Annotated in this window: 29 protein-coding genes; all 29 read right to left on the reverse strand. The window is 33.3% G+C overall.

Annotation, left to right across the window (positions count from 1 at the left end):
• Window positions 1–160: 160 nt before the first annotated feature.
• Complete coding sequence (locus BN1058_RS09560; RefSeq protein WP_090856554.1) at window positions 161–949, reverse strand: phosphatidate cytidylyltransferase; 789 nt, start codon at window positions 947–949, stop codon at window positions 161–163.
• 10 nt (window positions 950–959) lie between these two features.
• Window positions 960–1754: an isoprenyl transferase gene (locus BN1058_RS09565; protein WP_090856557.1), complete on the reverse strand. Its 795-nt coding sequence runs from the start codon at window positions 1752–1754 to the stop codon at window positions 960–962.
• A 220-nt stretch (window positions 1755–1974) separates the two neighbouring features.
• A complete protein-coding gene (locus BN1058_RS09570; RefSeq protein WP_090856560.1) occupies window positions 1975–2229 on the reverse strand; it encodes a helix-turn-helix domain-containing protein in 255 nt (84 codons plus the stop codon).
• An 11-nt stretch (window positions 2230–2240) separates the two neighbouring features.
• Complete coding sequence (locus tag BN1058_RS09575; RefSeq protein ID WP_090856563.1) at window positions 2241–2720, reverse strand: DUF2975 domain-containing protein; 480 nt, start codon at window positions 2718–2720, stop codon at window positions 2241–2243.
• A gap of 207 nt (window positions 2721–2927) precedes the next feature.
• Window positions 2928–3482: a ribosome recycling factor gene (gene frr, locus BN1058_RS09580; protein ID WP_090856567.1), complete on the reverse strand. Its 555-nt coding sequence runs from the start codon at window positions 3480–3482 to the stop codon at window positions 2928–2930.
• A gap of 3 nt (window positions 3483–3485) precedes the next feature.
• Window positions 3486–4208, reverse strand: coding sequence for a UMP kinase (gene pyrH / locus BN1058_RS09585; protein ID WP_090856569.1), 723 nt, complete (start codon window positions 4206–4208; stop codon window positions 3486–3488).
• Between the two features lie 132 nt (window positions 4209–4340).
• A complete protein-coding gene (gene tsf, locus BN1058_RS09590; RefSeq protein WP_090856572.1) occupies window positions 4341–5225 on the reverse strand; it encodes a translation elongation factor Ts in 885 nt (294 codons plus the stop codon).
• Between the two features lie 121 nt (window positions 5226–5346).
• The gene (gene rpsB, locus BN1058_RS09595; RefSeq protein ID WP_090856575.1) at window positions 5347–6084 is read right to left on the reverse strand and encodes a 30S ribosomal protein S2; all 738 of its coding nucleotides are present in this window, start codon (window positions 6082–6084) and stop codon (window positions 5347–5349) included.
• 152 nt (window positions 6085–6236) lie between these two features.
• On the reverse strand, window positions 6237–6731 hold the full coding sequence (locus tag BN1058_RS09600; protein ID WP_090856578.1) for a DUF6115 domain-containing protein: 495 nt from the start codon (window positions 6729–6731) through the stop codon (window positions 6237–6239).
• Window positions 6732–6779: 48 nt separating this feature from the next.
• A complete protein-coding gene (locus tag BN1058_RS09605; RefSeq protein WP_090856581.1) occupies window positions 6780–8153 on the reverse strand; it encodes a DUF342 domain-containing protein in 1374 nt (457 codons plus the stop codon).
• A 4-nt stretch (window positions 8154–8157) separates the two neighbouring features.
• Window positions 8158–8940, reverse strand: a complete 783-nt coding sequence (locus BN1058_RS09610) for a FliA/WhiG family RNA polymerase sigma factor (RefSeq protein ID WP_090856584.1) — start codon at window positions 8938–8940, stop codon at window positions 8158–8160.
• A 41-nt stretch (window positions 8941–8981) separates the two neighbouring features.
• Complete coding sequence (locus BN1058_RS09615; protein WP_090856587.1) at window positions 8982–9485, reverse strand: chemotaxis protein CheD; 504 nt, start codon at window positions 9483–9485, stop codon at window positions 8982–8984.
• A complete protein-coding gene (locus BN1058_RS09620; RefSeq protein ID WP_090856591.1) occupies window positions 9485–10117 on the reverse strand; it encodes a chemotaxis protein CheC in 633 nt (210 codons plus the stop codon). The genes BN1058_RS09615 and BN1058_RS09620 overlap by 1 nt, the downstream gene beginning before the upstream one ends.
• A gap of 11 nt (window positions 10118–10128) precedes the next feature.
• Window positions 10129–10611, reverse strand: a complete 483-nt coding sequence (locus BN1058_RS09625; RefSeq protein WP_090856594.1) for a chemotaxis protein CheW — start codon at window positions 10609–10611, stop codon at window positions 10129–10131.
• 13 nt (window positions 10612–10624) lie between these two features.
• The gene (locus tag BN1058_RS09630) at window positions 10625–12649 is read right to left on the reverse strand and encodes a chemotaxis protein CheA (RefSeq protein ID WP_090856597.1); all 2025 of its coding nucleotides are present in this window, start codon (window positions 12647–12649) and stop codon (window positions 10625–10627) included.
• Window positions 12636–13727: a protein-glutamate methylesterase/protein-glutamine glutaminase gene (locus BN1058_RS09635; RefSeq protein ID WP_090856601.1), complete on the reverse strand. Its 1092-nt coding sequence runs from the start codon at window positions 13725–13727 to the stop codon at window positions 12636–12638. Before BN1058_RS09635 ends, BN1058_RS09630 begins: the two co-directional genes overlap by 14 nt.
• A 6-nt stretch (window positions 13728–13733) precedes the next feature.
• Window positions 13734–14597 carry a MinD/ParA family protein gene (locus BN1058_RS09640; protein WP_090856604.1) on the reverse strand — a complete coding sequence of 288 codons (864 nt, stop codon included), beginning with the start codon at window positions 14595–14597 and terminating at the stop codon, window positions 13734–13736.
• Window positions 14594–15721, reverse strand: coding sequence for a flagellar biosynthesis protein FlhF (gene flhF / locus BN1058_RS09645; protein ID WP_090856607.1), 1128 nt, complete (start codon window positions 15719–15721; stop codon window positions 14594–14596). Before flhF ends, BN1058_RS09640 begins: the two co-directional genes overlap by 4 nt.
• The gene (flhA, locus tag BN1058_RS09650) at window positions 15718–17751 is read right to left on the reverse strand and encodes a flagellar biosynthesis protein FlhA (RefSeq protein ID WP_090856610.1); all 2034 of its coding nucleotides are present in this window, start codon (window positions 17749–17751) and stop codon (window positions 15718–15720) included. The genes flhF and flhA overlap by 4 nt, the downstream gene beginning before the upstream one ends.
• A 25-nt stretch (window positions 17752–17776) precedes the next feature.
• Window positions 17777–18862: a flagellar biosynthesis protein FlhB gene (gene flhB / locus BN1058_RS09655; RefSeq protein ID WP_090856612.1), complete on the reverse strand. Its 1086-nt coding sequence runs from the start codon at window positions 18860–18862 to the stop codon at window positions 17777–17779.
• Window positions 18862–19641: a flagellar biosynthetic protein FliR gene (gene fliR, locus BN1058_RS09660; RefSeq protein ID WP_090856616.1), complete on the reverse strand. Its 780-nt coding sequence runs from the start codon at window positions 19639–19641 to the stop codon at window positions 18862–18864. The genes flhB and fliR overlap by 1 nt, the downstream gene beginning before the upstream one ends.
• A 4-nt stretch (window positions 19642–19645) precedes the next feature.
• Entirely contained in the window at window positions 19646–19915 is a 270-nt protein-coding gene (fliQ, locus tag BN1058_RS09665) for a flagellar biosynthesis protein FliQ (protein WP_090856619.1), read from the reverse strand.
• Window positions 19916–19939: 24 nt separating this feature from the next.
• A complete protein-coding gene (gene fliP, locus BN1058_RS09670) occupies window positions 19940–20605 on the reverse strand; it encodes a flagellar type III secretion system pore protein FliP (protein ID WP_090856622.1) in 666 nt (221 codons plus the stop codon).
• The gene (locus tag BN1058_RS09675) at window positions 20598–21281 is read right to left on the reverse strand and encodes a flagellar biosynthetic protein FliO (protein WP_090856624.1); all 684 of its coding nucleotides are present in this window, start codon (window positions 21279–21281) and stop codon (window positions 20598–20600) included. The genes fliP and BN1058_RS09675 overlap by 8 nt, the downstream gene beginning before the upstream one ends.
• Before the next feature lie 7 nt (window positions 21282–21288).
• A complete protein-coding gene (locus BN1058_RS09680; RefSeq protein WP_090856627.1) occupies window positions 21289–21651 on the reverse strand; it encodes a response regulator in 363 nt (120 codons plus the stop codon).
• A 19-nt stretch (window positions 21652–21670) separates the two neighbouring features.
• Complete coding sequence (gene fliY / locus BN1058_RS09685) at window positions 21671–22831, reverse strand: flagellar motor switch phosphatase FliY (RefSeq protein ID WP_090856630.1); 1161 nt, start codon at window positions 22829–22831, stop codon at window positions 21671–21673.
• Window positions 22821–23822 carry a flagellar motor switch protein FliM gene (fliM, locus tag BN1058_RS09690; RefSeq protein ID WP_090856635.1) on the reverse strand — a complete coding sequence of 334 codons (1002 nt, stop codon included), beginning with the start codon at window positions 23820–23822 and terminating at the stop codon, window positions 22821–22823. Before fliM ends, fliY begins: the two co-directional genes overlap by 11 nt.
• 28 nt (window positions 23823–23850) lie before the next feature.
• Window positions 23851–24267, reverse strand: a complete 417-nt coding sequence (locus tag BN1058_RS09695; protein ID WP_090856639.1) for a flagellar basal body-associated FliL family protein — start codon at window positions 24265–24267, stop codon at window positions 23851–23853.
• On the reverse strand, window positions 24257–24478 hold the full coding sequence (locus BN1058_RS09700) for a flagellar FlbD family protein (RefSeq protein WP_090856641.1): 222 nt from the start codon (window positions 24476–24478) through the stop codon (window positions 24257–24259). Before BN1058_RS09700 ends, BN1058_RS09695 begins: the two co-directional genes overlap by 11 nt.
• Between the last annotated feature and the right edge of the window lie 29 nt (window positions 24479–24507).

Below are 24507 nucleotides of genomic sequence, written 5' to 3' on the forward strand. Positions count from 1 at the left end.
GCTCCTTTACTTCATTAAAAAGCTATCAATTATTCTTATATTATAACCTATTTTAACTTATTTCACATAAGTAGCAATCTTTTCAAGTTCTTGATAGTTAATTGCTTTATGATCTTGCAATCCTTTTCAATGAGGTTTTCTGGTACACTCCTATCTGATTCTATGAGACAAATTGAATAAAATGCAAAAATGGAAAAACAAATAACCAACTATCAAAACGATCTAATATTCCACCATGACCAGGCAAAAGATTTCCCGAGTCCTTTACATTATAATAACGTTTGAACGCTGATTCAACCAAATCACCAATTTGTCCACAAGCACTAGCAAAAATGGTAACAACAATAACAACAATCATAGAAGTGTGTACTGGTGCAAAGAATTGAAAAATTATTGCAACTAAGCAAGCTAAGATAATTCCGCCAACCGCACCCTCTATCGTCTTGTTGGGACTAATTTCCGGCCAAAGTTTGTGTTTTCCAAATGCCCGTCCAAAAAAATACGCGCCAGTGTCGGTTGCAAGGATAACTACTATACCATAAAAAATATATTGTAATCCAAACGCCTGTGTTTCCATAAAATAATAAAAACCTAGTCCAACATAAATAGCTGATAATACTAGAAAACCGGCGTCTTCAAAAGTGAATTTATTTTTAACCAGAACAGTATATCCTAATAAAATAAGCACAATAAACAATGTTAATTCAGATTTATTTGTACCAATTTGATTAAAGAGTTGGTCACCAGTTGGTAGAATTAAAATCCATAATAATACAAGAGTAAATAACATTGGAATTGGATAACTTGTCATTTTTCTCATATGCAACAACTCAATTAAACCAATAGAACCTATTAGGTACATAATAAAATAAAAGGGAATGCCCCCTATAAATACAAAAGGAAAAAACAATAAAATGGCTATAATTGCAGTAATAATTCTTTGCTTCATTTCTTCACACCTATTCTTTATTCGATTTATTATTCGAAAGCCCACCAAATCTTCGTTTTCGATTCTGGTAATCACTTAACGCCTTTTCAAAAACAGTTTCATTAAAGTCTGGCCAGTATACATCGGTAAACCAAAACTCAGCATATGCTACTTGCCACAATAGAAAATTACTCAGGCGTTGTTCTCCGCTTGTTCGTATGACCAAATCAGGATCTATTAGATCTTTCGTATATAAATACTTAGAAAGTAATTGTTCATCAAGCGCATCAAGAGTTAAAGTATTTGCTTGCACATCTTTCGTTATTTGTTGAATCGCTTGAATAATTTCGTGCCTGCTCCCATAATTTAACGCTATATTTAAAATCAAACCATCATTTTTTTCCGTTCGTTTTTTTGCTTCATTCACCGCTTCTTGTGTATGCATTGGTAACAAATCAAAGGCACCGATTGTTTTTATCTGTACGTTTTCTTCAATTAATTCTGGTAAATAAATATGTATAAATTCTTTTGGCAGCTTTAGAATATAATCTACTTCACTCTTTGGGCGTTTCCAATTTTCTGTAGAAAACGCATATAAAGTGAGTATTTTCACCCCGTGTTTATTAGCTACACGAACAATATCTCGAACATTGTCCATACCTTGTTTATGCCCCGCTAAACGAGGTAATCCTCGTTTTTTTGCCCACCTTCCATTTCCATCCATAATGATTGCTATATGTTCAGGTACATTATATATCGTATCTAGTGTATGTGTTTGTTCTTTATTTTTATTTTTCATTTTATTTAAAAATGGTAGTCTAAGCATGTGTCTTTTAATCCTCCAGTATTTAAATCCTAAGCTAAGCGATTATTACCTTTTATCAGTTTACCATGTAATTCACTGTGAAGCACTAGCAAATATTATATCAATCAAATTACTTCATGAACAAGATAATTTTTGATTACATTGCACATAAAATTATTCATAAATTTTATGTGCAGCAGCTAGAAAATGTTAAATTTAATAAATGCGTATATTGATACGCTCAGTTACTGCTGTCATTATTTTTTTCAGTAAATTCATTACTACTATCATCATTAGAAACGTATTCAATAATATCTCCCGGCTGACAATCTAAAGCTTTACAAATCGATTCTAACGTTGAAAATCTGATTGCCCTCGCCTTACCATTTTTTAAAATTGAAAGGTTGGCCATTGTAATGCCTACTTTTTCTGAAAGCTCTGTAACACGCATTTTTCGTTTTGCTAACATCACATCTATATTAATTATAATTGCCATCAACCCTCACCTCACACTGTTAAGTCATTTTCTATTTTAATATCGATAGCATTTCTTAATAATTTTTGTAATAAAGAAGCAAAAACCGCAATAACAAATGAGGCAAAAATAATAACTAATCCAATTAAAATGATACCTGGTGCGTCATCTTTTTCACCAATAATATATATAAGCGGGATCAGCATTGTGTATACACCACTTATAGCGAGTGCACAATGTTTTATTACTTTTAAAGCATCGACAGATAATACAGAGAAAGCTTTGTTTTTGTCAATATAGGTTAAGAGTTTCAACGCCTGAATGAGTGCAATCAAAAAGGGCACTGCTGATATGTACATACCAATTAACATCGTGTAAACAATCCATTTCATTAATACAGGTCTATCTGCCATATTAATACCAATCATCGGTAAAACAAGAACACATAAAGCTAGAACAACCAACCCTATTAAATAGACAACCAATCTTAAGAATGTAGAACTTTTCCTCATATAATCACCTCGTTATTTATTTAATAACATTATATTATTGATATTAGTTATTTATTTATTGATTGTCAATAAAAATTTATTCTATTTGAATATTTAACAAAAAGTATAAAAATCAAATTAATTAAAAAACAGAGGAGCTGCCTTAAGACAACTCCTCTGTTTTTTCTTGACACGATTTTTAATGACTATAGACAAGCACAGTCTACATCAAACTTCCATGATTTCAGCTTCTTTGTCTTTTACTAAAGAATCAATTTCTGAAATATGCTTATCCGTTTCTTTTTGTACATCATCTTGAAAACTTCTTAAATCATCTTCCGTTAGATCACCATTCTTTTGATCTTTTTTCAATTGATCATTAGCATCTCTACGAATATTTCTTATTTGTACCTTTGACTCTTCGGCATATTTACCAACAACCTTCACCAATTCCTTACGACGTTCCTCTGTTAATGCTGGGATGTTAATTCGTACAACATTTCCATCACTTGACGGTGAAAGTCCAAGATCTGCTTTTTGAATAGCTTTTTCGATTTCAGAAATAGAAGACTTATCAAATGGAGTAATTAATAGTAATCGAGCTTCTGGAACAGATATGGTTGCTAATTGATTTAAAGGTGTTGCAGCTCCATAATAATCAACAAAAACGCTATTCAATAAAGCTGGGTTAGCACGACCTGCACGAACAGTCGCTAATTGTTTGGAAAAAGACTGAACAGCTTGTGACATTTTTTCTTTCGATTCTTTAATAACTTGTGACATAGGTTATTTCCCCCTTATAATTGTTCCAATTTGTTCGCCTAAAACAGCGCGTTTAATATTTCCTTCTTCAGAAACAGAGAAAACAAGCAATGGGATTTCATTATCCATGCATAGTGAGGAAGCTGTGGAATCCATTACCCCAAGTCCTTCATTTAACATCTGTAAATAAGATAGTTCTTCATATTTTTCTGCATGATCATTTTCTTTTGGATCTGCGGTATAAACACCATCAACATTATTTTTGGCCATCAAAATAACATCTGCTTCTACTTCTGCTGCTCGTAACGCAGCAGTTGTATCAGTAGAGAAATATGGATTACCAGTACCTGCAGCAAATATAACAACACGTTTTTTCTCTAAGTGACGAATTGCTTTACGTCTAATATATGGTTCAGCAACCTGACGCATTTCAATTGAGGTTTGTACTCGCGTAGGAATTCCATAGTTTTCCAAACTATCTTGTAATGCTAAAGAGTTCATAACAGTTGCTAGCATTCCCATATAATCTGCATTTGCACGATCCATGCCCATTTCACTACCAACTTTTCCTCTCCAAATGTTACCGCCACCTACAACAATGGCAATTTCTATACCCAATTCCGCAATTTCTTTCACTTGTAGAGCAATAGACTGAATAACATTCGGCTCGATTCCATAGCCTTTCTCTCCACTTAATGCTTCTCCACTTAATTTTAACACAATTCTTCGGTAGCGGGCAGTAGTCATAATAACCTCCATTATGTAGTTTTATTATATAATAATATAAAATAACCTGTATTTTCAATTCTTAAGAAAAGGGAACACACTGTGTCCCCCTTTTCTTCTATTTTCATGACAAATTAATGTTACATGAAACCATTATTTTTTCACTTGGCTCATTACTTCTTCAGCAAAGTTATCTTCACGTTTTTCCATTCCTTCGCCAACTTCATAACGAACAAAATGTTTTACAGAAGCACCTTTATCAGCAACTAATTTTTTCACTTTTTGATCTGGATCTTTTACAAAACTTTGTTCTAACAAGCAAATTTCTTCAAAGAATTTACCCAAGCGACCTTCAACCATTTTTTCAACAATTTTTTCTGGTTTACCTTCATTTAATGCTTGTGTTTTTAAAACTTCACGTTCTTTTTCTACTTCTTCAGTAGATACAGCATCACGAGATACATAACGAGGATTAACGGCTGCAATATGCATTGCAATATCTTTTGCAAATGCTTCATCTGTAGTACCTTCTAGTACAGTTACTACACCAATGTTACCTCCCATATGAATATACGCACCAAATGCATCTGCATCTGTTTTTTCAAAAATAGTGAAACGACGCAATGATAATTTTTCACCAATTTGCGCAATTTTAGAATTAATAAATGATTCTAATATTTCACCATCACCGTGTAACGGCTGTTGTAGTGCTTCCTCAACATTTGCTGGTTTTTGTGATAAAAGGTGTTTTCCTAGATCTTCTAATAAAGCTTTGAATTGATCATTTTTTGTTACGAAATCAGTTTCGCAATTCACTTCTAACAATACCGCAGTATTTCCATCTACTGCAACAGATGCTGAACCTTCAGCAGCAATACGATCTGCTTTTTTTGCAGCTTTAGAAATACCTTTTTCGCGAAGATAATCAACTGCTTGTTCCATATTTCCGTCTGTTTCTGTCAATGCTTTTTTACAATCCATCATTCCAGCACCAGTTTTTTCACGTAATTCTTTAACCATTTTTGCTGTTACTGCCATTATATTTCCTCCTCTTGAGAATTGTCTTGTCTAGCTTTTAGAATAATAAGTATATTAATTAAAGATCTTTAAAAAAGGTGATAAAAGGTTCCCCTCTTATCACCTCTCGCAAACCTTTTTGTTATTCTTCTACTGCTTCTACTGTTTCTGATTCAGGTTCTACTTCTTCTGTTACTTCACCTTGTTTTGCTTCTAAAATAGCATCCGCCATTTTACCAGTTAACAATTTAACTGCGCGAATTGCATCATCGTTGGCTGGGATCACATAATCAATCTCATCAGGATCACAGTTTGTATCTACAATCCCCACAATAGGAATGTTTAATTTATGTGCTTCAGCTACAGCAATACGCTCTTTACGTGGATCAATGATAAATAGAGCATCAGGAATTTGTTTCATTTCTTTAATTCCGCCAAGAAACTTCACAAGACGTTCTTTTTCTTTAAGTAATCCAACAACTTCTTTCTTAGGAAGTACATCAAATGTACCGTCTTCTTCCATACGCTCAATATCTTTCAAACGATTAATACGTTTGCGAATAGTACCAAAGTTTGTTAATGTTCCACCTAACCAACGTTGGTTAACAAAATACATACCGGAACGAATTGCTTCTTCTTTTACAGATTCTTGTGCTTGCTTTTTTGTACCTACGAAAAGTACATTTCCGCCTTCTTCAGCAACCTGCTTGATAAAGTTATACGCTTCATCAACCTTTTTTACTGTTTTTTGTAGGTCAATGATATAGATGCCGTTTCTTTCAGTGAAAATATATTTTTTCATCTTTGGATTCCAACGGCGTGTTTGGTGACCAAAATGTACACCAGCTTCTAGTAGTTGTTTCATTGAAATAACTGCCATTATTGTTTCCTCCTAAAATTGGTTTTATTCCTCCGTTTATTTCATCTTTACAGGAAAACTAATAAATATTAGCACCTTTCCTATAATCCATAAACGTGTGTGATTAACACCAAAAATTAATATACCATATACATCTAGTGTAAGCAAGCAAATCAACCATTTTTTTGGTGAAATTTGACCATTAATTCTACTTCTGTCTTACCACAATCCAATTTTCGAGCAATCGATTCGACTGATTCACCTTTACTATATAATGCAAGTACCTGTGCAGAAAAAGATGGTTTAAAAGATTCTTCTTCTTCTATCATTGGAGGTTCATAATCATTTTGTTTATAATAAAACGCTCTCTTTGTATCATGAGCCATCTGTTCTTTACCTTGATTTGACAATGATGACCGTTGTGGCGAAGCAGTAGTTGATTGGTTATCTCTATTATTGGGTTTGTTTTGTAATGCTTCCATTAGTCTCTCGTTTTCTTCTCTAATCTCTAATACGTATATGGAAAGCAAATCTTCCATTTCTTTTTTTTGTTCTTCTTGTCTTTGTAAAAATTCTTCTGGACGCATCACACGACTACTTAACGTTTTAAGATAAATAAACGTTGTAATATGAATGAAGAAACTAATTAGAAGTAGCAATTCTATCATCATATACCCCTCTTAACTCAGTAAAATTAATTCTCTTAGCAAAATCTCCTAAAGTGAGTTTGTAGTTATTTCGCCATCTTTTAAATGTATTTGTATAAATTTATGTAGCGTATTAATAGTCTTTTTATATTTGCTAAAACGCAATTCTGTATTTGGATATATATCCCCTTTTACAATTAATCGAATATGTTCTTCATCACCTAGTTCAACCTGTAATGACTGCAATTCTAGATCAATTGCTCTTACCTTTTCTTTCATTTGATGTAAAGATTTCCGTTGCTTTAATAATAAAATTCTCTCTTTGGGCATTAACCCATCCGGTGTTTTTTCTTTTTCATGTAATCTGTTACCTATCGCATGTAATTTATCAATATTATCTGTTAACGCTTGTTTTTCCTTTTTTAAAGCATTCTCTAATTCATAATCTTTCTGATTAATACCAATTGCTATTTCTGTTTTGGTGTACATTTTATTACCAACATTTTTCACTTCAATGGATTGTCCAGCTGAACAAGACCCGCCAATAATATTACCTGAACCACAATAAATATGTTCTTTGGCAACACAATTACTATGCATGATAGAGTGTTTCACCATAATATCTTTTCCAGCATCAATTGCCGCTTGGTTAGCATAGCCAATTGTTACATCACCCTTGGATATAATTGTTCCTTTCCCCAGGCCAGCTATCCCTTCAGAAACATAAACATTTCCTTGCGCTTCAAGATAAGCACCTTCAACTAAACCATAAACATAAATATCTCCCTCAGCCTCTACTCGATATCCTGTAGGAACATTCCCTCTAATAACAATGGACCCAACAAACTTTAAGTTTCCAGTTTGTAAAGATACATCTGCATTTAGTTCATAAGTATCAAATATATGAATCACTTTATTTCCAATACTTAATTGCCCATCAATCGTTGCATAAAATGACTTATTTTTTTTATGATATAACACATTTCTTCCAGCTCTTATTTGAATAGGTTTCCCCGCTTTAGCTAGTACTTCTTCATTAAAAACATTTCTACCATTTTGTCCAAGAGTGGGATCAGAAAGAAGTGCTATTTGCTCACCTTTATTTAAAGAAGGAATTTTCTTAACATCACGAAAGTTTCTTCTTTCTTCTTGCTTTACTATTTCATTCTGGGTACATACATAAGTAATTTCGCCATCTTTACCTTGTTCTACAGGTAAACCATTTGCAATTACAACAGGAAACATCAGATTGGCTGCATCACCACTGACAATTTGCTTTATTTTCTCCATATCTATTCCGAAAGTAACCCGTTGCTCTTCTAAAAACGATAATAATAATTGCTCATTTAATAAATCTTCTTGATAATCTTGTTTTCTATCAAGTGTTGCTGACATTTTATCTTTTGATATAGTTAATTTGAAGATTTCATGTAGAGATTCCATCGTTTTATCCCCTTAAGTTTGTAAATGATGAAGTTAGCGCTCTCTTCAATTTAAAAATAGCTTGTTTATGTATTTGTGAAATGCGTGATGTTGTTAACGCTAAGACCTTTCCTATTTCTGTAAATGTTAATTCTTCTTTATAAAATAAACTAATAACCATTTGTTCGTTCTCATTTAATAATGTAATACATTGCGCCAAATCATTTAAGTTTTCCAATGTAATAATGGTATCTTCTGGTGATGGATTCCGTTCATCCGGGAGATTATAACCATTTCTATCTTTATAATTGTCTTCCTGCTCCGTTGATTTATCTTCAATAGATAATAAATTTGAAAAAAACGAATCTTTTATTACTGCCTCGACTTCATTTCTTTTCAATTGTAAATAATCAGCTACCTCTGAAGCAGTAGGTTCACGATACAAACGTTGTTCTAGCAAATGAATGGCTTGTTCAATTTTTTTAGCCTTATCACGAGTGGAACGTGGTAGCCAATCTTCTTTGCGCAATCCATCCATGATAGAACCACGAATGCGAAAGGAAGCATAAGTAGCAAACTTTAACTCTCTAGTATAATCAAATTTTTGTAGTGCATCATAAAGTCCAAACAAACCTAAACTTTTAATATCATCTTTATCTACATTTTTTGGTAAATGAATTGCAATTCGTTGAGTATGATAATGAACAAGATAAAGGTAATGTTCGACAAGTTGATTAGCTATATCATTATCTTTATTTTTCATCCATTGATCCCATAGTATATCTATTGGCGGGTTCGAAGTAGACAAACTTATCACCTCATTATGAATTAAATTCCATGGAATTTAATTTAAATTTCTTTTTCTCCCATATTAACTGTCCGTACGTTTAACATACCTGTTTCTAAAACAAATTCAATCGTTCTTCCACTATTCCCACCAACATCTTCAGCAATTATTGGTATACCGAATTGTTGCAGCACTTGTTTTACAGCTTCTGCATTACGCTTACCTATCCTCAACATATCATTAGATGAACTAAAAGAAAACATTTGGGCACCACCAGCAATCTTAGCTTTTAAAGCATATTTTCTAGCACCAGAGGTAATTAATTGCTCAATTAAGATTGGAATAGCTGTATCAGCATATTTAAATTTATTAAAATTACTATCTCTTGATAGATTGGAATCCGGTAACATCACATGAGCCATTCCAGCCATTTTCTTGGAAAAATCATAAACCACAACACCAACACATGAACCTAAGCCTGACGTCCGTAAAAAATTATTCTGCTTTGTAACTATTTTTAAATCGGCAATACCAACTTTAATTAAATTTTTTTCTTGTATAGCCATTACTCTAAAACACCTAAATGATCAAAAATTTTTCGAAACGATTTTGGATCAGGTAAAAGAAAAAAATGCCCTTTTATTGGTGCTTGGTTACTGTCTTTGTCATTGATAAATGTATCAATTATAATTGCATAGTCACTCTCATGAGATAATTCAATCAAGCCTTGAGTTAGAATGGCTCCTGCCATATCAATATGTAATATTGGTACGGAGGGCTGAAGTGATATTTGAATAAAATCTGACAAAGCAGATAAATAGGATCCAGCTAAAATGTTACCCATTTCCTGAAGTGCAGATAATCCCATTTCCTCAAAAGGAGGGTGGGTAATTGAGAACGTTTCTATCCCAGTCATTTCTTTAACAAAGGATTCCGCTTCGTCAGGAGATAATACAAAAAACATACTGCCAGGAGCCTCTCCTTTAATTCTTAGAAAAACAGATACAATTAACATATCTGGTCCACCAACTAAATCCATCATTTCATCAAAGTTAACGACTCGAACAGCAGGTACTTTCATATCAACTTTTCGATTTAAAAGTGTAGAAAGTGAAGTAGCTGCATTACCTGAACCAATGTTACCAACTTCTTTCAATACATCTAATTGATAATCATTCAATGATCCAATATAAGACATTTAATCACCTTCTAACTTTCTGTTTGGTATGGTTCTTTCACTTCAACTTGATTTAATACTTTTTCCATGTCTAGTAAAATTAGTAAGCGGTCTTTCAATTTTGCAACGCCATGAATATAATCAACTTGCACAGAACCAATCACTTCAGGAGAAGGTTCAATTGTATTTCTTGGTATGTCCACCACATCATAAGCAGCATCAACAATTAAACCAACTTCAATGTCATTTATTTGTAAGATAATAATTCGAGTACTATCCGTAACTTCATAACTTGAAAAACCGAATCTTTCTCTTAAATCAATAATTGGTGTAACAACACCTCGAAGATTAAACACCCCTTTAACATATTTAGGAACTCCAGGAACACGTGTGATGGGCATCATCGTCTCAATTGCACCAACATATGAAACAGGTAATGCATATTCTTCATTATTTAATTGGAATACAATAGACTTTAAATTATCATTGTATTCTTCTTTTGCTTCTTTACTCATTGAAATGCCCCCTCTATTTAATTAATGCATTAGTATCTAAAATTAATGCAACTTGTCCATCACCTAATATGGTAGCGCCTGAGATGGCAAAAACATCTGTTAAGTAGTTCCCAAGTGATTTTAAAACAATTTCTTTTTGACCAATAAATGTATCAACAATCAATCCTGCCATTTTATCTCCTTGCCTTATAATTACAATGGAATGAAACGTTTCATCTTCTTGTTCACTCGGTACTTCAAAGATGTCATGTAAAGAAATCAGTGGTACAACTTTACCTCGAAAGTCGATGACTTGTTTATTATGTGCGTGCATAATTTCATTTTTATTAATGATAGCTGTTTCAATAATAGAGGAAAGAGGAATAGCATACTTTTCTTTTTTTACTTCAACTAATAATACAGAAATAATTGACAAGGTTAATGGCAGTTGGATAGAAAATAAAGAACCTTTACCATATTCAGATTTAATTCGAATAGAGCCACCTAGTGATTCAATTGTATTTTTAACAACATCTAATCCTACTCCACGTCCAGAAATATCTGAAATTTCATCAGCTGTAGAAAAACCACTCTCCAGAATTAATTGGTGAATTTGTGAATCAGATAGCGTAGCAACTTGTTCATCTGTAATCACACCATTACCAATAGCTTTCTTAATTACTTTTTCCTTATTAATACCGGCTCCATCATCAGAAATTTCAATAAAGACATGATTTCCACTGTGATAAGCATTCAATTTTAATGTGCCTTTTTCTGGTTTTCCTTTTTGCTTTCTTTCCTCTGGTGTTTCAATCCCGTGATCTATCGCATTACGTATTAAATGGACTAACGGATCACCTATTTCATCAATCACTGTTCGGTCTAATTCGGTCTCTGCTCCATCGATCGACAATTCCATTTGTTTATTTAAGTCTTTTGCTAATTGACGTACCATGCGTGGAAAACGATTAAAAACCTGATCAATTGGTACCATGCGCATATTAAGTATAATATTTTGTAAATCACCTGAGATTCGGGTCATATGTTCTACCGTTTCTTGCAGTTCTGAATGTTTCATAGAACCTGCAATTTGCTCTAAACGACCACGGTCAATTACTAGTTCTTCAAACAAGTTCATTAATGCATCCAATCGATCAATATTCACACGGATGGTTTTACTTGTTAATTGACTATTCTTCGTATTATTTTTATCATTGTTTATGTCTTCTTTCGATTGAATAGAAAGTTGTTTATCAGAACCATCTTTCTCTTCGTCTACTTGTGCTGGTACAGCATGTTGATTAACATCAAACTGTGAAATACATACTTGAGAGATTTCTGATACTTTCATTATTTTTTGTTTAATAGTATCTTCGTCTTCCTTAGAAATAAGGAGTATAGTGAAATCATTTTCAAATTTTTCTTCTTCTAATTCCGATACTATTGGTTCGGATTTAATCACTTCTCCCAGCTGTTCAAGCACTTCAAATACCATATAAACGCGAGCAGCTTTTAATAAACATCCTTCATCCAATTGAACATTTACCTGATAGTTATTAAAATCTTTTTCTACTGACTGTTGTAATACGGTAGTTTCAAATTGATCAAGTGATCCAATCCTTGTACTCTCTCTTGTAGCAACAGATTCTTTCTCTTTCATGTTAATACCCTGGATCGATTCTCCTTGTTCAATTGCATTCAATTGTGCAACCAAATTAGAAACGTCTTTTTTTCCATTTCCACCTTCAACAATATCAAAAACCATAGATTCTAAATGATCTACTGCATCAAAAGCAACATCTATTATATCGGAATTAATTTGAAGTTTGTGATTTCTAACGGCATCTAACACATTCTCCATTTTATGTGTTAGATCTGCCAAATCTTGAAACCCCATCGTCGCAGACATTCCTTTTAAGGTATGAGCAGATCGAAAAATTTCATTCACTGTATCTATGTTTTCGGGTTTTTTTTCCAACTCTAATAAATGACTGTTTAATGATTGAATGTGTTCCTTGCTCTCTTCAATAAAAACATCCAGATATTCATTGATTTCCATTATTTACACCTCTCGCTTTCATCTGTTTAATGAGCACATTACTTATTTCTGGTAATTCTACAACAAAATCTATTAATTTTGTCTTTTCAGCAGCTCGAGGCATACCATAGACAACACAGGTTTCTTTAGATTCAGAGATTGCAACCGTGTTAGATTTTTTATTTTTTAAAAGTATAAGACCATTTGCACCATCAGCTCCCATACCAGTCATTAAGACTGTGTATACTTGATAAGAGGATAATGTTGCCAAAGATTCAAACAACACATCAACGGATGGTTGGTGTCCATTTCTAGGATTCCCTTGGGTAACACGAGAAATGACACCCCTTCCACTGTGTTCTACCTGCATTTGATATCCTCCAGGTGCGATATATGCAATACCATTTTTAAGTACTTCGTTATCCTCTGCCTCTTTCACTGTAATTTGAGACATATGATCAAGTCGCTTTGCTAGAGAATGAGTAAACCCAGCTGGCATGTGTTGAACAATTACGATAGGTGCTGGAAAATCTCTTGGTAACTGAGTAACAACACGTTGTAATGCTCTTGGTCCTCCAGTTGATGTACCTATTCCTACTATTTGATTTGTTTTTTTTATGCTTGATATGGCATGCTGTGTAAAGGTAGAAACAACTGTTTTTTCGGGTTTTTTGTCATTTTCACAAAGTCTAGCCACATTAGCATTTACTGACTGTAATACTTTAGATTTGATTTCAACTTCTTTTTCTCTTATATCTAATGAAATAGACCCCGAAGGTTTAGCTATAAAATCAACAGCACCTAATGCAATGGATTCTAATGTCTTCTCTGCGCCCTCTTTTGTTAAACTAGAAAGCATAATAACTGGTCGTGGCTTCTCTGCCATAATTCTTTTTAATGCAGCAATTCCATCCATAATTGGCATCTCGACATCTAATGTTACAACATCAGGATTTAGTTCATCTATTTTTTTCAGTGCATCCTTCCCATTACGTGCGGTATCTACCACATGAATTCTAGGGTGAGAATTAAGTAAATCTGTGATTATTTTGCGCATAAATGCTGAGTCATCAACAACTAACACATTTATTTTGTTCATGGCAGTCTACCTTTCTTTCACAAATTTTATAAGCTTGTTTATAAAAGCTGAAGGACCATTGTTACCACTCTCAAATTTCCCCGTTTCATAATGTTCTGCTAATTCATTTAGTGCGCGTGTTATTTTAGCGTTAGGTTCCAACAATGAAAATGGTGTTTGACTTAATACAGCTTTTGAAACGGCTTTATCCTTTGGTAGAATTCCTAATGGAGTAATACTCATTTGTAAAAAGCGTTTCGTTACTTGTTGTAAACGCTTGATCGTTTGTTCTCCTTCTTTTGTACTCTGGGCTTGGTTAACTAATAGATACAACAGTATATCCTGATTATAATAATAAATATGTTTCATCATCCCATAGGCATCCATGATTGATGTTGGTTCGGGCGTAGTAACTACGACGCTCTCATCCGAAGCTAAAATATAGCGAATGGTATCTGCCGAAGCACCTGCTCCCATATCAAAAATAATATAATCATAACTTACTAGAAGCTCATTTAGTTGTTGTAAAAAATAATTTTGCTTGTATTCACTCATTTGAAATAATTCTGGTAAACCAGACCCACCTGCAATATAAGACAATGAATAAGGTCCTGATTCAATAATATCATAAACAGGTAATTCTTTTTCGTACATTTCGACAATTGTCTGTGTTGGTTGTACTCCCATTAAGATATCTATATTTCCCATACCAATATCAAGATCAAATAAAAGAACTTTTTTGTGTCTTTTTGCAAGTGTAATTGCAAAATTTAATGAAAAGTTAGATTTACCAACTCCTCCTTTTCCACTTACTACTGAAATGGTCTTTGCTTGCTTGTTCTTTTTTATTCTATTCATATCTCTTCTTAGATTAGCAGCTTGATCAGTCATTTTGATTCCTCAACTACTAGATTACTGATTTTTTCACCAGTAACTTCTAAAATATCATTTGGCACATCCTGACCAGTAGTAATATAGCCAATGCCAATGTCGTTTGGAAATGTGACATTTAAAATTGAACCATAAGAAGCTGTTTCATCAGACTTCGTAAATATTAGTTGTTTTAATGGTATATTTTTGAACTGTTGATAAATAGCAATAAGATCATTTGGCTTTGTTGTTAAGGATAAAACTAAATAAGTATCTATATCATTGTATAAATCGACTACTGCTCCTAATTCCTCTACATACTTTGCATCTCTAAAATTTCTCCCTGCAGTATCAACTAAAACCAGATCATAAACTTTAAACTTTTCCTTCGCTTTTTTAAAATCATCGATGGAGTAAGCTACTTCTAATGGAATGTCTAGTATTTTTGAATAAGTTTTTAATTGTTCTATTGCAGCTATCCGATAAGTATCGGTAGTAATAAAAGCAACACTTTTATTGTCCTTTAACATACATTTAGCAGCAATTTTTGCAATAGTTGTTGTTTTACCAACTCCAGTGGGGCCAACTAAATGGATAAATTGTTTGTCATATTGAATACCACCGCAGCCAATATTGTCCAATCTCGTTTTAATTTCTGACTGCACCAAGCGTTTTGCCTGCGCCACTGTCAATTCTTCATGTTTAAACTTTTGCTGTATATGTGCAACAAGGTCCATTGCTATCGATTCGCTTACATCTTGTTCAATCAGAGATGTATAAACCGTTTCAAATACAGGAGATAATCCGCTTATATGTTGGTTAACATTTGCTTTTTCCATCCATCTTCGTAAAGAACGCACTTCATCTAATACGGTCTGTTGGCTATCATTTGTTTGGTTGACAGTAGAATAAGAAGGCTTTCTTTCTTGAGCGATTGTATCTTCTTTTGAAATATTTAATGGTTGTTTTTTAATATCAGGATCAATAGCAGCGATGACTTCTATATTTCTTTTTTTAAATAATCCTAAAATACCACCTGTATAAATCACTTTTGAATTTAAGATGACCGCATCATTACCTAATTCTTTACGAATTTTCGACATCGCTTCTGGCATAGTAGGAGCAATATATTTTTTTACTTTCATGCCACATTCACCACCCCTATACTTTGAACATCAAGATCTGGCTCTAATTCATTATAAGATAATACAACAACATGTGGGAAAAATCGATCAAGCAACTGTTTCACGAACATCCGTATGGTTGGTGAACATAAGATAATTGGTGTCTCTTCCTGTAATGAGACATTTTCCACCTTCTCAGTAACGGATCGTATAATGCTTTGTTGTGCATTAGGATCTAATGATAAATAACTCCCATGTTCTGTATGCTGTACATGGTCTGCAATCATTTGTTCTACTTCTCCCGCAATTGTGATAACTTTTAATGCTCGATCATTCTGTATATATTGTTTCGTTATCTGTGCGGCCAACGCTTGCCTTGCATACTCTCCTAATAATTCTGTATCATTTGTCATCTTTCCGAAATCTGCTAATGTTTCAAAAATAACTGGTAAATTTCGAATAGAGACTTGTTCACGTAACAACTTAGATAGCACCTTTTGAACATCTCCAATAGATAAAGGCTCTGGCGTCACTTCTTCAACCAAAATAGGGTACGTTTCTTTTAAATGATCGATTAATTGTTTTGTTTCTTGTCTACCTAACAATACATGTGCATGTTTCTTGATTAATTCCGTAATATGTGTAGAAACAACTGATGGTGGATCGACTACAGTGTAACCAGCTAATTCAGCATCATCTTTGTCCTCTTCACTAATCCATTTAGCTGGTAAACCAAATGCTGGTTCTGTTGTATCTATCCCGTTGATTTCCTCATCATCTTCACCCGGAATTATTGCTAAATAATGATCTAACATTAAATCACCGTGCGCAACCTCATTGCCTTTAATCTTTAATTGATAAGTATTAGGACTAAGCTGAATATTATCTCTAATCCGCACAACAGGAATAACCATTCCCAACTCAATTGCTAACTGTCTACGAATCATCACAATACGATCCATTAGGTCGCCACCTTGATTCGTGTCCACTAGCGGAATAAGAGAATATCCAAATTCAAATTCAATAGGATCCATACTTATCAAATCTACAACATTCTCAGGAGATTGCATCTGTTCACTATGTGCTTGTTCTTCTTCCAAATCATGATCGACAGTTGGTGGAACGGAAGGTTTAGACAACCAATACGCACCAAACGCTAAAACTGCCGCAATAAAGGTTGTTAAAAAGAAGTTAATTGGTGTAAAACCAAACAAGAATATAGTTCCAGCTGCAATGTACAAGAGTTTAGGGAACCGTAATAATTGCGTCGTTACATCACTACCAAGATTTCCTTGAGAGGAAACACGAGTAACAACAATACCAGTAGCAGTAGAAATTAATAATGCTGGTATTTGACTTACTAATCCATCACCAACAGTCAGTTGCATGTATGTACTAATCGCTTCTTGGAAACTCATATCCATTTGCATCATACCGATTATTAGTCCAAAAATAATATTAATAAGAACAATAATAATTCCAGCTATTGCATCCCCTTTGACAAATTTACTAGCACCATCCATGGCACCATAAAAGTCTGCCTCCTGTTCAATTTTCTCTCGGCGTTCTTTTGCCTGTTGTTCATTAATCATACCAGCATTTAAATCGGCATCAATACTCATTTGTTTCCCGGGCATGGCATCTAAGGTAAAGCGGGCTGCAACTTCAGATACACGTTCACTACCTTTTGTAATAACTAGAAATTGAATGATAACTAGGATACTAAAGACAACAAAACCTACCAATGGATTGCCACCAATTACAAAGGTTCCAAAAGTTGCTACAACCCCACCAGCATCTGCTTCTGATAGAATAGAACGAGTAGTTGATACATTTAAACCTAATCGAAATAATGTTAAAAGAAGTAGTAAGGAAGGAAATATAGAAAACTGCAATGGTTCACTCGTATTCATAGAAACTAGGATAACAATTAAGGCTAAAGAAATATTAGTTAATATAAATATACTTAATAGCCAGCCCGGTAAAGGAATGACTAACATAACAATAATTAAAATAACACCAAACAATACGGATAAATCTCTTACTTTCATTGGTTCCTCTCCTAACTTCTTTCAATCACGCTTTTCGTTCCAGTTGATAAACATAGGCTAATACTTCCGCTACTGCTTGGAAGAATGTTTCATCAATCATTTCATCAATTTCAACCTTGGCATATAATGCTCTTGCTAAACGTCGATTTTCTACTTGTGCCACTTGATGCACTTCTGCAATTTCTCTTATCTTCAGTGCCACTAAATCAACACCTTTAGCAACAACATAAGGAGCATCTGCTTTCTCCTCATTATATTTAATTGCTACTGCATAATGTGTGGGGTTGGTTATGACAACATCAGCATTAGGAACTTCGCTCATCATTCTTCTCATTGCCATTTGTCGTTGACGTTCCTTAATTTTTGCTTTAATTTGCGGATCTCCTTCAATATTTTTATGCTCATCTTTTATATCATTTTTTGACATTCGGATGTTTTTTTCATAGTCAAAGCGTTGATATGTATAATCAATAACAGAAAGCACTAATAAAGCAATAGATGAAAAAATACCCATCATTACAGTTACATTACCAAAAAAAGCTAAAGATCCATCAACACTCTTTCCAGCTAACATCATCATTTCATCTTTATTCATCCATAAGATAGAGAACGTAATAGCTGCAATTACAACAATTTTCAATAAGGATTTTACTAATTCAACTAATGCTCTTGCTGAAAAAATTCGTTTCGCTCCCTGAATGGGATCAATTTTATTTAATTGCATTTTCAACGGCTCTCCGGTAAAAAGAAAACCAATCTGCATAAAATTTGCTGCTAATCCAGCAATTATTGCAACAATCATAATAGGAGCTAATGTTTTAGCTACATAGATTGTAATTTCTATCATCATTGTGTGCAGATTGTCTTGTGTAACTTGCCAATGGATGTATTCTGTAAATGATTTTTGATATAACCCGATCATTTGACCCTTCCATGTACTACCAATCACGATAAATAATAAAAAAACTAAAAATAATAAAATGGCCGTGTTGACATCTTGACTTTTAGCAACTTGTCCTTTTTTCCTAGTGTCTTGTCGCTTTTTTGGAGTTGCTTTTTCTGTTTTTTCTCCAGCAAAGAACTGCAGATCTAACGTTAATTGCGTGTTCATCAAGCCCCTCCAAATAGTTTAATTAATAATTGTAATGCTTCCAACATATAAGCAAATAATCTTTTGACAACAGAAATATACATCACCATAAACATAGATATAACAAACAGTGCAACCAAGATTTTAAGTGGAATTCCTACTACAAAAACATTAAGTTGGGGGACTGTTCTAGCTATAATTCCTAATGCGACATCAACTAAAAATAAACACCCAACAATAGGTATGGCAAGCTGAAAGGCAATGACAAATAATTGGTTAAATGTATCTATAATAAATAATACAAGCTTTTCATTGTTAAAATTTATTAATTGATCTAATGGAATAATCTCAAAGCTAAACATCGCACCGTTAATTAATAAATGATGTCCATCAACTGTTAACAAAAAGAGTATTGCTATCGTGTAAAAATATTGTCCAACTAACGGGCCTTGTGCACCAGTTTGCGGATCAATTACATTTGCAATAGCAAAGCCCATTTGGAAATCTATAAATCCACCTGCGATTTGAACCGAAGCTAATATGATGTAAGCAATCAGTCCCAACAATAATCCAACTACCGTCTCTTTTCCTAGTAACAATAAAAAAGAAAGATCAATAGCAATCTCTGGAATCGTTATGGTATATAAGGTAATCCACGCTAAAAAAATAGCTAAACCTATCTTAAATTGATTAGGTATATTACGGTAAGAAAAAATAGGGATTGTAGCAAAAAAGGCTATGAATCGTACAAGTATAAGTAAAAAAGCTGGTAAATAATTCAAATTAACCGATTCTAACATACAATTAACCTACAAACTGATTTAAATTTTGAAATATATTACTAGCAAATTCCACCATACGTACAAGCATCCATGGTCCAAATACAACTAGTCCAACCAATACCGCAACAATTTTTGGAATAAACGCTAATGTTTGTTCCTGTATCTGCGTTGTTGCTTGAAAAATACTAACCAACAAACCAACAACTAATGCTAACAACAACAGCGGGCCTGTAACTATTAATACGGTATATATACCTTGCTCTGCTAATGTAATGACATATTCTGCACTCATATATTCACCTCTTTAAGCAACTAGCTAAAACCCTTGTAGTAATGATTCGGTTATCAAGTACCAACCATCAACTAAAATAAATAATAATATTTTAAAAGGCAGTGAAATCATAACAGGTGGTAACATCATCATTCCCATTGACATTAAAACACTAGCTACAGCCATATCTATTACTAAAAATGGAATGAAAATCATAAACCCCATTTGAAATGCTGTTTTTAATTCACTAATTGCAAAAGCTGGTACAAGGATAGTTAATGGAATATCCTCAACGGTATCTGGTTTCTCTGTTTGGTTATATTTCAAAAACAACGCTAGATCTTTTTGTCTTGTATGCTTTGCCATGAACTCCTTTAAGGGTATGCTAGCTCTGTTATATGCCTCATCTAATGTTATTTCTTCTTCAAATAAAGGGGTGATGGCGTCTTGATTAACCTGTTGGAACGTAGGTGCCATAATAAAAAACGTTAAAAATAAAGCAATTCCGATTAACACCTGATTTGGTGGCATTTGCTGTGTTGCTAGTGATGTTCGAACAAAAGATAAAACAACTATTATTCTAGTAAAACTAGTTAATAGAATGATGATACTTGGTGCTAATGAAAACACCGTTAACAATAATAATAATCGGACTGCTGTTGATACATTACTAGGATCTGAGCTTGAGAATAAGTCGACAAATTCATTCATTTTTATCTTCTTCCTTACGTTTGTAACTATTCGTTATCTTGGATCTTGTTTGTTTTAAATGATTTAATTCAGACTTAAATAAGTGTGAAAAAGAGTCCGATATTTCATCTGTCTTTTTTTCTTTTTTTGTTGATAAATGTTCGAATGCATTACCAAGTATTTTAGTTATTTGTGGAGTAACTACATTATCTGTCGTTTTCTCAGCAAATAGTGTATCCTTCGTTTCTTCATCCTTTATTTCTGTTAAAAGCTCGATGTTTTCACCTACACCTACAACAAATAACCGATCACCTATTTGAATAATTTGAACAGATTTATTCGTACCTAAAGGAATTCCACCCAAATTCTTTATTATATTTGGACGACTAGTCAATTTATTTTTTTTATTGATAAATTTTAACATCCCATAAATTAATCCAATAATTAGTAATAGTGCAAAGATGATTCTGATAACGATAGTAATTAGATTCGTTGAATTACTTCCTTCTAGATCTGAATCATTATTAACTTGTTCTTCATTTACTTGCTCCGTATTACTCTTGTCTTCAATCTCTTGTGTATCATTATTAAGCCATTCAAAGACATTTTCATTATCTGATGAGGCAACCATTTTATTAGGTGCTGCGAATAAACCTATAACTAAAATAAAACAAATGGTTAAAATTTTTCTATTCATTTTTAACTCAACCTAATGCTTTTTGTATTGCTTCTATTACTCTATCTGCTTGAAATGGTTTCACAATAAAATCTTTCGCACCTGCTTGAATCGCATCAATGACCATGGCCTGTTGTCCCATTGCTGAACACATGATAATAATAGCTTCTGGGTTAATCTGTTTAATTTCTTTTAAAGCAGTAATTCCATCTTTTTCAGGCATGGTAATGTCCATTGTTACTAAATCTGGTTTATGATCTTTATACTTTTCTACTGCTTCTGCTCCGTCTTGTGCTTCTCCAACCACTTCGAATCCATTTTTAATTAAAATATCTTTAATCATCATGCGCATAAATGCAGCATCATCAACAATTAATATTCTTTGTGACATGTTAAACCCTCCATCAATTTCACTTTAATTTTTTCAAACGATCTGATTGACTAACTATATCTGTTACACGGACACCAAAGTTCTCATCTATAACAACTACCTCACCTTGAGCAATTAACTTACTGTTTACATGAATGTCTACTGGTTCACCCGCTAGTTTGTCTAATTCAATGATAGACCCCGAAGAAAACTCCAAAATATCTTTTACTGTATGCGATGTTCTACCTAATTCTACTGTTACTTGTAGAGGAATATCTAAAAGCATATCTAAATTACGTTTTTCATTTTTAGGTAAATCTACTTCATCAAAAGTAGAAAATGCTGCATTATGAACACTAGCGTTTTGATGTGTATTCTCTCCTAAATATTTAGTTTTTGAATTTTTTTCTGTTTTTGCTAAAGCTTCATCTTCTGTTTGTTTTTGTTGTTTCTCGTGTGTTGATGTTTGACTATTATCCGACTCATGATTTTGGTATAACTCATTTGTCGGTGGATTTAAAAGTCCATCTACCATATCTTTAGCAAAGTTAATCGGTAGTATTTGCATAATATTAGAATCAATAAGTTTACCAATTTTCAACTGAAATGAAACTTTGATTAAGACATCATCATCGGGAATATACTGATTATTCTTTTCTCCCTTTACATCAAGCACCATTATTGACGGTGGCGAGATATCAACACGCTTATTAAAGATAGTAGACATACTAGTAGCTGCTGTACCCATCATTTGATTCATTGCTTCCTGTATTGCACTTAAATGAATATCATTTAGTTCCTCATTATTCGTATTTCCATCTCCACCAAGCATTAAGTCGGCAATAATTGCTGCATCAGTTGATTGTAATACGAACAAATTCATTCCTTCAAACCCATCCGTGTATTGTACTTCTACACCCACATGTGGTTTAGGAAATTCATTTGCCAAATCACTTTGTTTTATTGTTGATATTGTCGGTGTCGTAATTTCTACTTTTTGATTTAATAGTGTTGATAGTGTTGTAGCAGAACTTCCAAATGATATATTTCCAATTTCCCCTAATGCATCTGTCTCAATATCAGATAATACGTCTTCTATCTTTATTACCGCATCTTCTTCTACATCGTCTATTCCATCATCATCTGTACCCTTAAGTAGCGCATCAATTTCATCTTGTGATAACATACCATCATTCATCAATTGGGTTCCCCCTTTTTATTTCCTCTAAGATCTGCACAGCTAATTTGTTCTTCTTCTTTCCTGGTTGCACATAGAAAAGAGGCTCTTTATCAGCCATCATGACTAGTGGATCGTTTATAGACTGATTTAATTGCATTACATCATCAGTTTGCAAATTTAATAAATCATTCATTGTAATTTCTGTTTGACCTAATAAAACTTGCATATCTAATTTAGCAGATTCCAGATTTTTCGTTAGATTCTCGTATTCGCCAGTTTTTCTTTCTTTCGTTTTTTCTGTTTGCATCCAATAATGAACAGATAATTTTGGAATAATTGGTTCTAATACTACATGTGGAATACATATATTAATCATTCCAGTACTTTCGCCAATAGTAGTATCTAATGAGACCACAACAACCGTCTCATTTGGTGATACGAGTTGTAAAAACTGTGGATTCACCTCAAAATCCTCTAAGGCTGGATCAATCTCTACAAAGGAAGACCAAGCTTCTTGTAAATTATCTAAAGCATTTTCAAAAAGTTGGTTCATCAAGGTTGATTCGATTTCTGTTAAAGAATCTACTTTATTAACACTTCCTCCCTTCCCTCCTAGCATTCGTTCCAACATGGCATATGCTATATTAGGGTTGAATTCGAAGATAATTCGTCCATTAAGTGGTGACATGCTGTATACATTTAATATTGTCATTGTAGGGATGGAACGAATAAACTCTTCATAAGGAATCTGATCTACAGAAGCTACTGAAATATGTACATACGTTCGCAATTGTGCAGAGAAATACGTTGTCAATAATCTCGCAAAATTTTCATGAATACGAGATATACTTCTTATTTGATCTTTAGAAAAGCGTAGTGCACGCTTAAAATCATATACACGAACTTTGTTACTTTCTTCATCTTCTTTAAGTTGATTTGCATCCATCTCGCCTGACGATAGCGCAGATAATAACGCATCAATCTCATTCTGTGATAAAATTTCATCAGCCAAAACTCTCACCTCCTTGACAGGAGCGCTATCATTGTATAATTTTACTTATAATATACACATCGATGATAGTACCGTCATCCATAAGCTCATTCATTTGATTTTTTAACTTTGTTTCTAACTCTGCTAACCCCTCTTGAAAATCTCTTTCTGTCAGGTTAACCGATTCCTTTATAAAAATATTCTTTAATTGGAATTGTCTATTAATCACTTCTTCTCTTGCTTTTTTACTATCTGTAATTAATTGAAATTGTATTTGTACAAAGCTACCATCTTTTAAGTCTGTGTTCATTTCTTCTGTGGTATACGAATATTCTACCATGTCTTCAATACTGAGTTCACCGGTTGCTTTATCACTATTAAACATGATATAAGCTATTGATCCAATACCTGCAACAGTGATGATAACTAAAGTTATCATCATCGTTTTAAACAATTTAGGATTCATTTTCTTCACTCACTTCTTTTTGAAATCCTTGTAAGCCAATCCACTTGTAATACTGATTAACAGCATTAATCACATCGGTTTGGGTTTCTTTAACGACAAGTTTTTTTCCATTTACTAAAGTTATCGTTGTGTCTGGAAAAGATTGAACTTGCTCTATATATAACGCATTTAAGGTAAATGTCTCACCAGTCAATTTACTAAGCTCTATCATCGTTTGATTGGAGCAAGTTTGTTAAACTT

The sequence above is a fragment of the Paraliobacillus sp. PM-2 genome (assembly GCF_001368815.1).
Lineage (GTDB): Bacteria > Bacillota > Bacilli > Bacillales > Amphibacillaceae > Paraliobacillus.